Genomic DNA, 15253 nt, shown 5'->3' on the forward strand with positions numbered 1-15253 from the left:
GGGTTTTGGAATTTCAAACCCGATCTATGTTCTGGCAACAGGAGATATAGTTATCCCATCGCTTTTTGAGATCATTACGATCAGTGAATGAACATCAACAGAACTTACATTTTCAAATTACAGCAGATCATTCCTGATTTCGCTATCATTTCATTTGGCTCGGTGCTGGCATTGGGATTTATCAGGTGGTTTTTCTTTCTGGAGTATCCGATCCTTGAAATCGACGAAGAGATTTGGCATTTTTGGATACCGGTCATTTTTCCCTGGATACCGAATTATTTTTGGTTTAGGCAAAAGTTCAGGATACTTACATTCAAAAAGGACACTGAAAAAAGGCGCTTTTCCTTTCAAATCATCATTTGGTTGACGCTGGGCACGATACTGATTTTCTCCCAGCACTATTTGACTACCACAACCGGGAAGTTATTGGTTCTGAAAAATGTCAAAGAAATTCAAAAACATAAAAAAGTAAGATATTACCGCATTACAGATTTTGCTGTGTTTCCATTTATAGGTGGCGTGCAGAGTCATTTCAGGATCTCGGGCAAGTGGAATTCGGATCTTAACATGACCATTTACTTCGTCAATCCGATATTGACGCATAAAACGCAGCACATCGTAAACACGCCTCAGTACTGGTATGGCGTCAAATTCCATAAGCGGATCAGCAATTTGGGCAGCAATTTAAAAAAGGAAAGAAAGTATCAGGCCTTTTTCAAAGAATGCGTCGCCAAAATGAAAAAATACGATTACCACAAACTGGATCATTTTGAATGCAAACCAGCTTCCGTCGACAGAGAAAATTTTCGCACCGCAATTCAATTTGCAACCCGGAGTCAGGTCAAAAACGACGTCATGATTTTGGAACCTGTTTCTGAACCCTATGAGCAACGTGACGGCCATAAACTCGCCTGGATGTTCGGGACATTTGTTCTTGGGCTGCTTGTATTGATGCTTACATTGATCAAACCGGCATTGACCGAGGACGAAGAAATCAATGCGGTTCCGGATGTTTCAAGTACGAATGAAAATTGACTTTTGCTACCCTGCCATTCCTGTCTTTCTCTTTGTATTTGGAAAAAGCCCATAAAACGTAGGAGGTAATGTCAAAATAGAAGTCAGATTTGATTGGAAACACACCATCTCCATGTCTTAATGCATTGGTAAACATGACTACAGTGAGGTCGTCCGGGCACTTCATCCAAATTCCCCTGAAGCCTTTGGGCCTGCCATTGCTCAGATCAGAATACCACCAGCCATCGTGATAGCTAAACGTCCCGTTTGGCGTGAGCGTGCTGTAACTTCCCAAACCAGCAGTGAGTACTGAGTCTTTCATGGCCTGGTTCAGAACAGAGGCATCCTCAGTTGAAAATAAAAAGGAGTAAATTTTGGCTGCCTCAGTCGCAGAAAGGTAAAAGCCATAAGCACCTGTGGTTTCGCTGAAACCGCCCGGATCAAAACCATATTGCCCGATCGTGTAGGGGTGATCATAACCGAATGTGGGAAAAGGAAGACCATTGTTCAGCACTTCCTTCGAAACTACCCCCGCTTTTTCGAGGAGATTTTCACGCACATATTGCTCGTAGCGGGTTCTCGTTTCCAGGTTATCCTTTTCGTCATCCCCGGAAAACTGATAGCCCAGGATTGCGGGAATAAGAACCCGGAACAAACCAAAATTCGCATTCTGATAACATCCCTGATGTATATTATTTTTCCTGACACCTTTTTCTATGAGACTTTTTAATCCATTCCAATGATTTTCCGCGTAAGCCCCGTTCTGACAATTTTCTCCCAAACCGATGATGCCGCTTTGATGCGTCAGTAGGTCTCTGAAAGTGATAAGTTCAATATTTTGCCCCCTCGTCCAGGCAGGTGGCAGGTAGTTGCTGATCTTATCCGTTGTTTTGATGCCTTTTTCCTGCGCCAGTTTGAGGAATGATACGGCTGTCAGCGTTTTGGTCATGCTGGCAATTTGCATTTTAGAATCTACCGTCACCGGCTTGTCTTCCGACACCTCTATTTTTCTAGCCTGCAAGCCACCAACACCCGACCCTACCATTTCATTTTTCCTGTAAACAACAAAGCTGTATCCAAATCCGCGGTCTTTCAGCGAATCATTTAAAATGGTGATAAACCGCTTGACAGTATCCTCAGGAACGGGGTCAGGCTCCTTGTCCTTCTTGCATCCTACTATCATTGAAACCATTACAATAAATAACAGAATTGAGGGCACGTATCCCCTGAGAAATGTAAAAGTCTTCATCGTCATTGAACCGAATGTTATGAAAATATGAATTGAGCTAAGCCGCTAGCCTGTTTGATTTCAAATCAGGTATTATTGTTACCAGAACAATAACAGATCTTTATGCGGCACCTTACCCAACTATATTTCAAATCGATTTTTACACTTATTCTACTATTACCCTGCTGCTCGGTTTATTCACAGGACAATAAGACTTATCCTGCGTCAGTTTTTCCCGACCGCATCATACTGGGATATAAAGGCAACCCCGCCATTTCGCAGGCCGTAAATTGGCGTACCGATTCCACTATTACCAATGCCGTAGCGGCCATTTCAGAAGCTGATCCATCGCCTGATTTTCAACCGCATGCGAAAATAATAAAGGCATTGACCCAACCAACGATCCTGGATGGCAAAACGGTCCTTTACTACGAAGTCAATTTTACAGACCTTAAACCCGCCACGCAATATGCCTACCGAGTAGGAAATGGCAAGCAATGGAGTGAATGGTTTCATTTCAAAACGGCCTCTGACAAGCCAGAGCCGCTTTCCTTCGTCTATTTTGGCGATGCTCAAAATGATATCCGTTCCTTATGGTCGCGGGTGGTACGCGGGGCTTATTCCAACATTCCGAAGGCGAACTTCCTGATCCACGCCGGTGATTTGATCAACCGTTCCAATAGTGATTATGAGTGGGGTGAATGGTTTGAAGCAGGTGGCTGGATCAATGGTATGGTGCCGAATTTGGCCGCGCCTGGTAACCATGAATACTTTACAGATAGCGATAAAAAAGAGAAGGTTTCAAAACACTGGCGACCGCAATTTGCGTTGCCTGAAAATGGCCCGGCAGGCCTGGAAGAAACCGCCTATTACATTGATTATCAAGGAAGCAGATTTATCTTCCTTAATTCCGAAGAAGCCACCATCGGCCGCAAGGAACTGGACAAGCAGGCAGATTGGTTTGAACAAGTCGTGAAAGAAAACCCAAACCGCTGGACCATCGTCGTTCATCACCACCCGATTTTCTCTACCAAAAAAGGTCGCGATAATGACGAGTGGCGCGACAAAATGGAACCGCTATATAGAAAACACAAAGTTGATATTGTGTTGCAAGGCCACGACCATACCTATGGAAGGGGCATTAACATGCCTGTCGGGCAGAGTCGTAAGAAACCGGATGGCCCGATATATGTGGTGTCGGTAAGTGGCCCCAAACAGTATGACATTGGTTTACAAAATTGGATGGACCGCGCCGCTTCCAATACTCAGCTTTACCAGGTGATCACGGTGGATCAGAACAAACTGGCTTTCAAGGCTTTCACGGTTAATGGCGATCTTTACGATGCTTTTGACTTAAACAAAGACAAGGCAGGGCGCAATACATTAGTTGAACTTTCCACAGCCCTGAAAATGCAGGAAAGACTGGAATTACCGGAACGTTACCAGAAGAGCTTCAAAGAAGCTGAGCTGAAAGAATATAACGAGCGTTACCTGGAATATAAAAAACGGAAAGGTATTAAGTAAGACGGGGGCGCCTAGACTTGGCAAGTCTTCAAGACGGGGGCGCCTAGCCTTGCCAAGTATTTTTTAACGCCTCAACGCCCAAAAAATCGCGTTTTTGAAAATGGTTTTGTATTCCGCGCTTTCGAAGAGCACAGGCGAATGTCCCATGAAAATATAGATATTCCTGGCCTTCATTTTAGGATTAGACCAGATCACCGGATGGTCGCCCATCTTGATTTTCGAGTCAGGCGAGTAGGTCGATTCGTCTACGCTGGCGATCACATTTACATTGGGCCGCGGACTTTTATCATAAATGTACCATTCTTCCTTTTTTACCAAAAATGAACCCGGAACGCCTTTCATGACTCGATGCTTTTTGTTTTCAATGTTAACCGTTGCCGCGGCAAAATCGGCAATATAGTTCTTGTACCTGATCCCGCCCATGAAATCCGAAAACCAGGGCCAGATCTTGTACCCGTCAAATTCTCCCAGTAATGTCGCATGATGGAAGCCGATCCAGCCTCCTTTTCCTTCATTGATGTATTTTTCAAAAGCTGCCGATGCTTCCGGTTTCCATGCATAGGGGACATAATCCAGCTGAATAATTAATTGATAATTAGCCAGATAAGCCTCATTGATCGGATCAGTTTTATCGATATAATCAATGGAGAAATTCTCTTTGCCAGCCAGTGAGTCCAGCCAGATCCTAGCTGCTTTGGAATAGGCAATGTGATGCCCACCAGGTTCTGCCATAGCTAGCACCTTGAATTTAGGCGGTTTGGACTGGCCTTTTGAAATGAAAGAAAGCAATGATAAAAACGAAACAAGCAAGTACACCGGAAGCTTCCCGAATACATTTTTCATAGAATTTAGGAGATTTAGGAAGGTCAATGATACTATTTCAAAATCGGTAAAAGTATGCTGCTACTGTGCTTAGCTCCGTGGTGAATGCTAATTTTTGTTTTATGAAAATCTGACTCATTCGCTTCAAAAATATTCAGAAACTTCTGTGGATTCCGGTCCACCAGCGGGAACCAGCTGCTTTGTACCTGCACCATAATCCGGTGTCCTTTTTTGAAAGTATGGGCGGTTTCATTCAGTTTTACGGTTACTTTTTCTATTTTATCTTTCACAAACGGCTCAGGCTTGGAAAAACTATTCCGGAATTTCCCGCGTAACACTTCGGCTCGCACCATTTGCTGGTATCCTCCCATTTGCACCGCCTGTTGCCCGTCCTGACCCAATGTCGCTCCCGCAGGCCAGACGTCAATCACTTTTACAATAAAATCAGCATCCGAACCAGTCGTGGACACCATCAGATTCGCGATGATCTCACCGGTTATGGTTACATCGTCAGTCAGTGAATCTGTCTGAAATGTCAGCACGTCGGGACGTTCCGAGGCAAACCGCTGATCTTCGGCCATATATTCATTGTTCCGGTTTCCACTGATCACATTGGTGTAAGGTACCGGTTTCGCGGGGTCACTTTCGTACTCCGATGCACTTTTCGCTGCCTTAGGTTTGGCGGTCGAAAGCTTCCCGTTTTCGGCAAAGTAGTAGGCAGTCGGCTGGCTATTTTTTGGTGGCCAAACATCATAATTTTTCCATTGATTCGATCCCGTTTCGAACACAGTAATCTCAGGCTGATCGAATGCATCTTTTCCTTTCAGGTAAAAATTAAAAAATTTGGTCTCAATTTCTTCCTGAAAATACTTATTTACATCAGCTCCAAACTGGTATTTCGAAAATGATTTCCATGCCGGCGCAGCCCATCCCCCATGCGTCCAGGGACCCATTACCAGCCTATTGTTATTGCCAGGCGTTTGCTTTTCAATGGCCGCGTAAGTTTTCAATGCGCCGTACAAATCCTCTGCATCAAACCAGCCTCCTACCACCAAAACGGCAGGTTTGATGTTTTTCAAATGGTTTTTAATATTTCTCGACTGCCAGAATTCGTCATAAACAGGATGTGCCACAGTTTGCCGCCAGATACTGTTCGAATCCGCAAAGAATGGCGCCGCATTTGCTTTTTTTAATGGTCCAAAATCCAGAAAATACTGGTACGCATCATTGAATTTTGCATTAAAATGGCTTTGGTAATTTTGCCCGTCCTGGCTTTTGGGGCCATCGAAACCACTGTAAAAGCCAAAATTATCCATCAGAAAGAAAGCGCCGTTATGATAACAATCGTCACCAATAAACTCGTCTGACATCGGTGCTTGCGGTGAAACTGCCTTTAACGCCGAATGTGCGTCGGGCAAGCCCGCGGAAGAATAGTACCCAGGAAATGAAATACCCGATTGACCTACATTGCCATTGTTTTTGGTGTTTTTCAATAACCACTCAATCGTATCGTACGTATCGCTGGACTCATCAACATCTTTATTACTCTTTTTCACATCAATGGCCGGGGTCATTTCGCGGAAATTACCCTCGCTTTTGTAACGTCCCCGCGCATCCTGATACACGAAAATGTACTTTTCCCGCATCAGATAACTGTTCGGCCCCAAGCTCCGGCGGTAGCTATTTGCTCCGTATGGACGTATCGAATAGGGCGTCCGGTGCATCAGGATAGGGTAAGTTTGTGAAGAATCAATGGGCGTATAAATGGCGGTAAAAAGCTTCACGCCATCCCGCATTGTAATGTATTGTTCTGTCTTTTTATAACTGCTTCTAACCCAGCTTGTGTCCTGAACGGCAGTATTTTGTGCATTTGAAAGGATTGAAGTAGGCAACAACAGGCAGCAGAGGAAACTTATTTTCATGGCAGAGAATTATGTGATGAAGATTGTGCTTGCCAAAAATACAGAAGAAAGTGGTTGGCGTGCGTAAAACTTTTTACCTTCCCGGCAAAATGCCCTATCGAATTAAATGAAACGAATAATCAAAAAGACAGTTATGATATTTTTTATATTACTGGCACTGCTGGTACTAGGCGTGGTCGCGTTCATGCAGCAACCACAATTTGGAAAAGAACCTTCCGGCGCCCGGCTGGAAAAAATTAAAAAATCTTCGAATTACAGAGACGGCAAGTTTCAAAATGAAAGTTTTACACCCGATCTGGCAGAGGGGGCGACTTATTTCAAAGTGCTTACAAAATTCTTCTTTGGCAAAAGCAAACACAACATTCCCGGAGCGAGCATTCCATCACAAAAAACTGATCTGCTGCATTTAAACCCCGATGAAGATGTGCTGGTATGGTTTGGCCACTCCTCCTATTTCATGCAGATCGATGGAAAAACGATCCTGGTCGACCCGGTTTTCAGTGGAAGTGCCTCACCCCTGAGTTTCACGACCCCAAGTTTTAAAGGTACGGACGTGTATACGGTCGATGAGTTTCCCGCGATCGACTACCTGCTGATCTCCCACGATCACTACGACCATTTGGATTATGAAACCATTGTAAAACTCAAATCCAAAGTCAAAAAAGTGGTTACCGGCCTCGGTACCGGCGAACATTTCGAGCATTGGGGCTATGATCCGGCGGTATTAATTGAAAAAGACTGGAATGAAGAGGCAGATCTGGGCAATGGTTTCAAGGTCAATTTCACGCCTGGACGTCACTTTTCGGGCCGTGGTTTTAATAGAAATAAAGCGCTTTGGGTATCATTTGTGTTGCAAACACCAAGTAAGAAAATCTTCGTAGGCGGCGATTCAGGCTACGATAATCATTTCAAAAAAATCGGAGAACAATTCGGGCCTTTTGACCTAGCCTTGTTGGAATGCGGACAGTATAATGAGTATTGGAAATACATTCACATGATGCCCGAAGAGACGGTAACAGCAGCCAAAGAGCTACGGGCTGCCAAATTAATGCCCGTACATTGGTCGAAATTCTCCCTGGCCCTTCATGACTGGAACGAACCTATCGAACGAGCCACCATCGAAGCCAAAAAGCAAAATATGCCACTGGTAACACCAATGATCGGGCAAAAAGTGGATTTGAATGGGGATATGGTTTTTGGGGAATGGTGGAAGGCGGAGGCTTTGCAGGTTGAGTAATGTAAAAGATTTGGAAAATAAGTAACAAAATTGTTACTTTACAAAATACACACTATGAAATCAGAGAATGACATCAAAAGAACTACTGAGCTTACTCAAAGATGATGGCTGGTTTAAGAAAAGTCAAAGAGGAAGTCACTTGCAGCTAATGCACCCTACTAAGGAGGGGAAGGTTACTGTTCCAATGCACAAAGGAGAAGTTAAACCTGGGACCTTGCATAGTATTCTTAAACAGGCCGGACTTAAATGACAATCCAGTTGGACAAAAGCCTGAAATCCAATCGACGTTAAAACTTTCAATAATGAAATCAAATCAAATCGTAAACAAAGACAATATCATCACACTGATTGTAGAAGGCGAAGGGAATTCTCTTTGGGGTCGCGTTCAATACGAGGACAATCTTATTGTTGATGAAGCCAGCTCTATCGAACAGTTAAAAATCAGCATGCAGCAACTGTTGTTGGATTTCCACGATCTTAATCCTGAGTCATATGAATTTCGAATCGAATATGATCTGACTGTCTTTTTCCAGCAATTTGACTTTTTAAAGGTGACCAAAATAGCCGAGGTGTCTGGTCTTAATGGAAGTCTGCTCAGGCAATATGCCAGTGGAAAAAAATATCCATCTGCCAAACAAGTCGAAAAGATTGAGAATGCGATCAAACAACTAGCTCATAGGCTTGAACAAGTCCATATTTATGCACATTGAGGTATTACGCGGAAAGTAACCCCGATGCCCGATCCTTCACGAAATGCCTAACTGTTTCTCGACTTACCTTCTTTCTGCTTGCCACAAATCATACTTTTTTTGCAGATTAAGCCACAAATCTGGGGTTGTAGCAAGGGCTTCCGATAACTTATCAGCCATTTCAGGACTAATCCCCGACTTTTGATTCAAAATAAGGGAAAGCGTCCCGCGATTAACCCCGAGGCCGGAGGCAATTTCGGTCACAGTGAAGGGTTTTCCGGTTTCTTCCCTCAAACCCTGGATAACTCCTCTCAATATGGCGCCTGGATGGGCAGGTCGCATTGCTCCTTTAAGCATGGTGGTTATATCTCGACAGAATCTGGATCATTTACATAATTGAACGTTACCTCACTTAGGTTCAAGCCCCTCCATTCGTCGTAAGCTTTACCTTCATGCTGCATGTAATCGTCGAGAAGTTCTAGAAGATTTTTTTCAACCTCGTTCAAAGTTTTACCGCATGTAACTGGAAGGTAATGGGGGACATTTTCAATACGTCCCCAAAGTTCGTCTTGACCTTTTTCTAGGATTATAGTGAGTTTCATTTAGATGTGTGTTTGTTTTCTATTCCGTTCCCTTATGCTTCAATGCCAGCAATTCCTGTTGTAACTTTATTATCTGTGCTTGTAGATTCACTATTTCCACATTACTGTCGGCGCCTAGGGATGACTTCACATTAAAAAAGTCATTTGGCGTAATGGATGGGAATGTCAAGCAAAATTTTTGTATAAACTCAACAGTCACTCCTTGCCGCTTTGCAATAATTTCTGAAAGCGTCGAAGGTTTTACATTTAAGATAGCAGCCAGCTCTCCCTTATTCTTTATTGTTTTACTTTCAATTAAAGAATTATAAATCCGGACAAAGGCATCATTAACTGCGTACTTATCGCTCATTAAATATATTTCAATATTTTTGAATTATTTCAGATTTTCTGAATATATTTGCGTCTAACAAAAACTGTTAAACGCAAATTACACATTATATGCACATGGAAACAAGTTCAAGTCAGCGCCGGGGCGTTTCGATTAAGCAACGGTTGCTGGCACGTTTTGGAAAGGCTAAGGAAATTGTGGGAACGCGGTGGAAAGATGCACTGGCAAAATCGGATCCATTCTTCAATACACGTGAAGGGGAGGCCTACATGCGGTCGGTAGCACAGGCCTACTCGGATCCCAAGCGCGGACATGTGGACCGCATTGAATGTGTTACGCTGGCCTTGGAGCGAATCGCAGGTGTGAATGAGCCAATGATTTGACCGTAAACGCTACCTTGGGAAAGGTAAGACCTGGATAAAACAAATGGCTAAATGACCGTTTGATTCACAAACCAGTCATTTAGCCATTTTAATGTCAGCAAATTAGCTGTTCTGATTAATTCACCTTCGTAAAACGTAATCTCGAAGTTTCGCCGCCGTGATATATTTTTATAAAATAATTCCCATTCGAAAACCGCTTCACATTCAAACGATGGTTATTTTTTCCTTCCGTGATCTGAATCTGAGATTTGCTAACCTCCACGCCCGACACATCATAAATGCTAAGGTTTGACAGGCCCGATGTACGTGACAAGAATTGAAGATCAACATAATCCTGTGCCGGATTTGGAGCTACTACCGTTCCTGAAATTGTTGCCGGGGTTACAGTTACAATCTTGCTTTTTTGGAATGTACCATCAATATCAATTTGTTTCAACTGATAGTAATTGGTACCCAGCAATGGATTCTGATCAACAAAACGATATTGGCCAACTCTCTGATCAGTCAATGACACTTTGCCAAGCACTTCTTCATTCTTCATCTTACTGTCATAACGAAGTACCTCGAATTCTTTACCGTCTTGCTCAGAAACCACTTCCCAAGTCAATTCTACGCCTTTTTCAACAACAGCTCCTTTGAAATTGGAGATATAAATCGGAAGCGGAACATTCACGCCGAAGTTCATCGCGCTCACCGTAGACTTGCAGTTACCGCCCTGCACTTGAAGTGTATATACGCCGGTTGGTAATGTGCCAAACTGGATATCAGGATGGTTGTTTTGCGGTGCTACGCGGTTTTGGCGAAGCAATGTATTGCCTTGCATGATCTTCCAGTCAATGGCGAAAATGTTATTCCCGTCGAAAAGGAATGAAAGATTGGTTTCGTCAGAAGACAATATCGATTGCAAACTCGGCCCTTTGGAACATGCAGTGCGGGTATCGGTAGCGGAAATGCTGAAACTTTTAACCGTAGGAGTAGCTGCTTTGCAATCCAGAGGTGTCAATTCGAAGTTATACGTTCCGTTTTTCAGGTAATTGAACGTCAATGCAGTGGAGTTCGAAGTCAATGTACCCGTTTTTCCACTGGCCGCAGCATAGGTACCTTCCAGAATTCTCCAAGAAAATGTATGAAGATTATTACTCGCGAAATTAACCGTGATACCACTAGGGCTAATGCTTGTGATCGTAGTCGTTGCCGCAGTAGGACCATTCAAGCAGTCAGGGATGCCAACTACTGGCGGGTTAATGGTAAAGTTTTGCTTACTCACGGTGGAAGTACAGTTTCCTCCTTCAATTTCAAGTGAATAAGTACCTGCTACTATGGATCCGAAAGTCAGGTTTACGGTTTTAGCACCATTCAAGTCAGCCGTTGTTCCTGTTTTTACATCCTGATTGTTCGCTCTGATCTTCCACTTCACAGTACTGATACCAGATCCGTCGAAAGTAAATTGCAAACCTGTTTGACTGATATTTGAAACGGTTTTCAATGTCGGGCCAGAAGCGCAATTATTGTCTGAGACAGGCGTTGCCGGTTTTGGAACAATTGGCCAGAAACATCCGTCTACCATTTGGGTAGTCAGCACATTCTTCCATTTCGGGCTCATATAACTTCCGTTTGCTCCCTGAATCGTGTAATTGAGCAAGCTCATGTTATAGTTGGTCGTACGATCATCATTCGGCCCCTGCTTGATCATTACTCTGAGCATACCGTCTACATATTTCGTATACTGGTAAGTTTCGCCGCCACCTACATACGTACCCAGCAAATCACCATTCGTCATCACGATACCGTTACAGGTGATCTGCCCGTCGTTGGTCCTGCCCAGCAAATTGCTCGGTGCAGTACTCGGATCCACCGGGTTCACGCAAGTACTGATCGTCGCTCCATCGGTGGGGTTGTCCTGAAACGTACCTTCTTTTAAGTGGTAAAGAATCCAAATGTTGTCAGCAATCCGGCCGTTCCAGTTCAGATAAATCCTGTTATCCTGAATCCTGACATTAACCGGCTGATTGTCCTGGGTGTGCCCCAGCAACTGACCATGTTCCCATGTACGGCCTCCGCATGAGACTTTGGTAGCGAGCGGCGCGGCAACTCTGTTTGGGCTTTTGGTTGCAATGGTAAAAGGTGCGTCCGCAGACTCAGCGTAAGGATTTTTAATTTCGTGTACACTGTCTGCACTAAAAGGCGTGCTTCGAATGCCTTCATGCGGAGCCGCTACGACTGAGCTCGCCATCCCTCCTGCAAAAGCAAGTTTTAGTAAAAAATTCATAATTTGTAAATTGTGGGCTATAAATTGTGTGTTTAAACTAGAATATATTAGTAACTTATTCTATCCTTAAAACCAAATATACTACAATCACTTATAAACATTTTGCTCAATAATAGAATTAAATTTGCAGTACGAATATCTTCGGACTTGACATTCCACTAAAATCGCGGCATACGGGCCGGAAACGGACAAAACAAAAAAACCGCCCTGAAACAGGACGGTTTTTGAAAGATTGAAAGTGCATCTTCGCACGGTTTGTGACCCATAGGGGAACAAAGGTTTCAGTATTTTTTGGTTGTAAATCAGCCATTTGAAAAGTCGTACTTCCCAACTGTAAGTGAAACTGTTAGTCAGGCCCTCAATTTTAGCAATGAGTTCAATTCGTAACAGGGCGTTTCTTCACTTAGATCAGACTTTCCCAAAGTCATTTTAAGCATTTCTGACAAGTTTTGTATCTGATTGTCTTTTACTTCAAGCTGACTCCTAAGTTGATTTGCAAGACTATTGAAATTAGCTTCCAGTCTTTCAATCTGCTCCTGCAGATAACTATCAGGCCTACCTTGTTGGGCACTTGATTTTGGTAAAGAACCTAAAAACATCTCGCCTTCACCCCGGACAAGCCAGTTCGAATTAACATTGTGCACTTCACAAATTGCTTCTAATACATCAAATCCAGGCTTATTCTTTCCAGAGGTGACCTGGTAAATTGTTGTTGCAGTTTTTGATATACTCTTCGCAAAAGAGTTGTGTGTAAGATTTAACACGCTTATCAACTCGGCGACCCTCTCATTAACGGTATTCTCCATAGAATTTAATTATTTAATGATTTGAATAGTATTGACATATAGACTTTAAGAAAACAAATTCAATTATTGACTACAATATCATCTTAAAATAGCACTGTAACTAGTTCACTATAAGCAAAATAAAAGAAACATCAAAAAATATTATAGTTTTTGCTTGTATGATTCTATTATAAACTATAATATTGTGCTAATTCCTTTGCACAATGTTAAAACTTATTTGCTAAAACAACAAAGGAAACGCGCTTAAACTTGGCAAAAGCTACATGAACGGTTTGAAATTGCTTTACACAAAACAGCCGGTATCGGTAAGATCGAAGATCCGGGAAGACCTGGAAGCGCACGGGCAGTCTTACCAAAGATTGTCTTATTGGATTAATAAAGGGGAAGTAGATCTGCTGGAAATGCCTACCATTTTGAAGCAGATCGTGTGTGAGAATATACCAGCAGCGGAAGACCTTTTCAAATTGCCAGCACTTAAATCTGAAACGGTATGAGGGCGAGATCTACGGCTTGGGAGCCAGCCAGGTTTCCATTTAGAATTTCAGACATCAAAAAGCTAGATACGGAACTTACCAGAAAAACAGCTCGGGAGCACATGATTTGCTTGGCGTTTACTACAACCAGTTACTATCTGTTAACTGCCGCGATAATAGCTGCCATTTTATTGACATCACATTAACTGATCAACTTTAATCACAAAAATCATGAGCAATTCACTTGATTCATTCAAGATCGTTTTATTGGATCACTTCAACCTGGAAAACCAGTTTAAAAAAAGCCAGTATCGGATGGGATTTCACGAGAGAGACCTTTCAGATGACGAAGGTGGGTTTCTTAGAGATGGGTTTATAATGGGTTGTCGAGAAATGTTTGGACTATTGACTATCGCCATAGAGGAGCTGCCTGAGGAAGAAAAAGGTTTAAAAATTGAGAGCTTACGAAAACAAATAGAATCTGTTTTCGACTCAGAATTGAAGCTGGTATACCCCAAGGAAATTATAATGGTAGACGATTCCTTCAGTTTCATCTCCAGTGACTAAGTGCGTCAAATAGTTGATGATCATCGGACAATTCAAACTCAGCCAATTCGACGTCAGACTTTTGAGAAATTAGATCCTGCATTTTGGCAATGCCTTTAAACATTTTGGGTGACATGTTACGGACAAATTGGTGCATACTCATAAGAATATCTAGATGGTAATCAACAAAATGCATCCGGGCACTAGTAATATCTCTTTCGAATTGCAGGACTACGATATATCGACCTGCATGGAAAACAGAGCTGGGCAAAACCTTTTCAGGCACATTGATAAGTATCTCTTCCATTAGTATGCCAAAGACCGAAAGGTTATACCGAATTTTTCGAAGATCACTAACAAAACTGATTTCCGATTCCTGAAAATGATCTACGAATAGGTACATGCGAAGTTGGTTTGGTATACACCGCAAAATAGTAAACCGCCAGATGCAATCAAAAGAATATGAAAGTGCCGTTTGACCGACTTAGGAAAGTAATTAAAACACGTGGGTTCTGGGTTGTGAATGTGGTGTGGTTTGTGTCGGGAGGGATTTTCTTCTCGACACTGCCACACCCAAAGGAAACAGGCGACTGGCTCAATGACCTCCTAGCGCAAACGCTGATAATTATAATCCTTGCACCAATCTACTGGACGCTGGTGCAAGACTTCTCAGAGTCTTTAAACCGATTTATTGATACAATTTTAACCCTGTTTAAAAAATGAAATCGTTTCACATTCTCTGCACCGTACTTACGATTATCCTTTCCGGAGAAAGGGTATCGGAGCTGCTGGCCAGCAACGAGCTGGTGATCTTCTTAATCGCTGGAGTATTGGTTTTTTGGTATTTCGCTAGTCGGAAAAGCACCGATACAAGCGAGAGCACAGAACAGCAAGATCCTGCACCTCAAACCGGCAAAAGCTTATGATCTGGATTTTACTACGACTGGTTGCGGAAGTCGCAATGATCTGCTCGGGAGCCTACCTGGTCTACTGCGTTTTGAGGCCAACTAAATGGTACCGTAAATCAAGACGATCATGAACGACAAATGGAACTACGGGTGGGTGACAGACTCCACCGCTATCCAGTGGCTAGATCCAGCAGGAACAATGTACTGGCTGCCACAAGAACAAAGAAATTCGATCGTCGCCCAGCCCCTTCATTTCTACGTCCGGACACAGTGGGAACCACGATCGGATGGAATCAGCAAGCTGCACATGGAAATGCTCGGATTCATCACTTACAACACGCATGAAAAGATCTGGTCGGTGCAGTGCCACGAGCAAGACGACTGGATCGAAATGAAGCACAGCTCGATGCTGGCTGCGAAAGGCATTTTAGAAAAAAAATTAAAACTCCAACCCGAACTCGTATGATCACGCTGGCACCAGATAAAATCACTTTCTATTTGA

At 43.1% G+C, this 15253-nt stretch carries 18 protein-coding genes; 10 read left to right on the top strand and 8 right to left on the bottom strand.

Going from position 1 to position 15253, the window contains the following annotated elements:
• Positions 1–87: 87 nt before the first annotated feature.
• Complete coding sequence (locus ABIO93_RS11530) at positions 88–1035, top strand: hypothetical protein (protein WP_348067670.1); 948 nt, start codon at positions 88–90, stop codon at positions 1033–1035.
• Here the strand turns inward: ABIO93_RS11530 and ABIO93_RS11535 are convergent.
• Positions 995–2197, bottom strand: a complete 1203-nt coding sequence (locus tag ABIO93_RS11535; protein ID WP_348067672.1) for a serine hydrolase domain-containing protein — start codon at positions 2195–2197, stop codon at positions 995–997. The genes ABIO93_RS11530 and ABIO93_RS11535 overlap by 41 nt on opposite strands.
• Before the next feature lie 168 nt (positions 2198–2365).
• Here ABIO93_RS11535 and ABIO93_RS11540 point away from each other — a divergent pair, with 168 nt between their 5' ends.
• The gene (locus ABIO93_RS11540) at positions 2366–3766 is read left to right on the top strand and encodes a metallophosphoesterase family protein (protein WP_348067674.1); all 1401 of its coding nucleotides are present in this window, start codon (positions 2366–2368) and stop codon (positions 3764–3766) included.
• Positions 3767–3829: 63 nt separating this feature from the next.
• Here the strand turns inward: ABIO93_RS11540 and ABIO93_RS11545 are convergent, their stop codons facing one another.
• Both ABIO93_RS11545 and ABIO93_RS11550 read right to left on the bottom strand, forming a co-directional pair.
• Complete coding sequence (locus ABIO93_RS11545; RefSeq protein ID WP_348067676.1) at positions 3830–4609, bottom strand: ThuA domain-containing protein; 780 nt, start codon at positions 4607–4609, stop codon at positions 3830–3832.
• A gap of 32 nt (positions 4610–4641) precedes the next feature.
• Positions 4642–6510 (bottom strand): CocE/NonD family hydrolase, encoded by a 1869-nt coding sequence (locus ABIO93_RS11550; RefSeq protein ID WP_348067678.1) that lies wholly within the window; start codon positions 6508–6510, stop codon positions 4642–4644.
• 133 nt (positions 6511–6643) lie between these two features.
• Between ABIO93_RS11550 and ABIO93_RS11555 the strand changes: the two genes are divergently transcribed.
• The 3 genes from ABIO93_RS11555 to ABIO93_RS11565 all read left to right on the top strand — a co-directional run bounded on the left by ABIO93_RS11555 (position 6644) and on the right by ABIO93_RS11565 (position 8457).
• Positions 6644–7747, top strand: a complete 1104-nt coding sequence (locus ABIO93_RS11555; protein WP_348067680.1) for an MBL fold metallo-hydrolase — start codon at positions 6644–6646, stop codon at positions 7745–7747.
• 67 nt (positions 7748–7814) lie between these two features.
• On the top strand, positions 7815–7997 hold the full coding sequence (locus ABIO93_RS11560; RefSeq protein WP_348067682.1) for a type II toxin-antitoxin system HicA family toxin: 183 nt from the start codon (positions 7815–7817) through the stop codon (positions 7995–7997).
• A 52-nt stretch (positions 7998–8049) separates the two neighbouring features.
• A complete protein-coding gene (locus ABIO93_RS11565; protein WP_348067684.1) occupies positions 8050–8457 on the top strand; it encodes a hypothetical protein in 408 nt (135 codons plus the stop codon).
• 63 nt (positions 8458–8520) lie between these two features.
• Here the strand turns inward: ABIO93_RS11565 and ABIO93_RS11570 are convergent, their stop codons facing one another.
• The 3 genes from ABIO93_RS11570 to ABIO93_RS11580 are packed head-to-tail and all read right to left on the bottom strand — an operon-like array spanning position 8521 to position 9387.
• A complete protein-coding gene (locus ABIO93_RS11570; RefSeq protein ID WP_348067686.1) occupies positions 8521–8793 on the bottom strand; it encodes a HigA family addiction module antitoxin in 273 nt (90 codons plus the stop codon).
• Between the two features lie 5 nt (positions 8794–8798).
• Entirely contained in the window at positions 8799–9038 is a 240-nt protein-coding gene (locus ABIO93_RS11575; protein ID WP_348067688.1) for a hypothetical protein, read from the bottom strand.
• A gap of 19 nt (positions 9039–9057) precedes the next feature.
• Positions 9058–9387: a hypothetical protein gene (locus ABIO93_RS11580; protein ID WP_348067689.1), complete on the bottom strand. Its 330-nt coding sequence runs from the start codon at positions 9385–9387 to the stop codon at positions 9058–9060.
• A 95-nt stretch (positions 9388–9482) separates the two neighbouring features.
• Between ABIO93_RS11580 and ABIO93_RS11585 the strand changes: the two genes are divergently transcribed.
• A complete protein-coding gene (locus tag ABIO93_RS11585; RefSeq protein WP_348067691.1) occupies positions 9483–9749 on the top strand; it encodes a hypothetical protein in 267 nt (88 codons plus the stop codon).
• Between the two features lie 115 nt (positions 9750–9864).
• On the opposite strand, the gene ABIO93_RS11590 is transcribed toward ABIO93_RS11585, so the two are convergent.
• Positions 9865–12018 carry a T9SS type A sorting domain-containing protein gene (locus ABIO93_RS11590; RefSeq protein WP_348067693.1) on the bottom strand — a complete coding sequence of 718 codons (2154 nt, stop codon included), beginning with the start codon at positions 12016–12018 and terminating at the stop codon, positions 9865–9867.
• 350 nt (positions 12019–12368) lie between these two features.
• Entirely contained in the window at positions 12369–12824 is a 456-nt protein-coding gene (locus tag ABIO93_RS11595; protein WP_348067695.1) for a helix-turn-helix transcriptional regulator, read from the bottom strand.
• A 263-nt stretch (positions 12825–13087) separates the two neighbouring features.
• Between ABIO93_RS11595 and ABIO93_RS11600 the strand changes: the two genes are divergently transcribed.
• The 4 genes from ABIO93_RS11600 to ABIO93_RS11615 all read left to right on the top strand — a co-directional run bounded on the left by ABIO93_RS11600 (position 13088) and on the right by ABIO93_RS11615 (position 15217).
• On the top strand, positions 13088–13318 hold the full coding sequence (locus ABIO93_RS11600) for a hypothetical protein (RefSeq protein WP_348067697.1): 231 nt from the start codon (positions 13088–13090) through the stop codon (positions 13316–13318).
• 210 nt (positions 13319–13528) lie between these two features.
• Positions 13529–13864, top strand: a complete 336-nt coding sequence (locus ABIO93_RS11605; RefSeq protein ID WP_348067699.1) for a hypothetical protein — start codon at positions 13529–13531, stop codon at positions 13862–13864.
• A 698-nt stretch (positions 13865–14562) separates the two neighbouring features.
• On the top strand, positions 14563–14769 hold the full coding sequence (locus ABIO93_RS11610; RefSeq protein WP_348067701.1) for a hypothetical protein: 207 nt from the start codon (positions 14563–14565) through the stop codon (positions 14767–14769).
• Positions 14770–14878: 109 nt separating this feature from the next.
• Entirely contained in the window at positions 14879–15217 is a 339-nt protein-coding gene (locus tag ABIO93_RS11615) for a hypothetical protein (protein WP_348067703.1), read from the top strand.
• Positions 15218–15253 lie beyond the last annotated feature (36 nt).

This window comes from Dyadobacter sp. (assembly GCF_039919315.1).
Taxonomy (GTDB): Bacteria; Bacteroidota; Bacteroidia; order Cytophagales; family Spirosomataceae; genus Dyadobacter.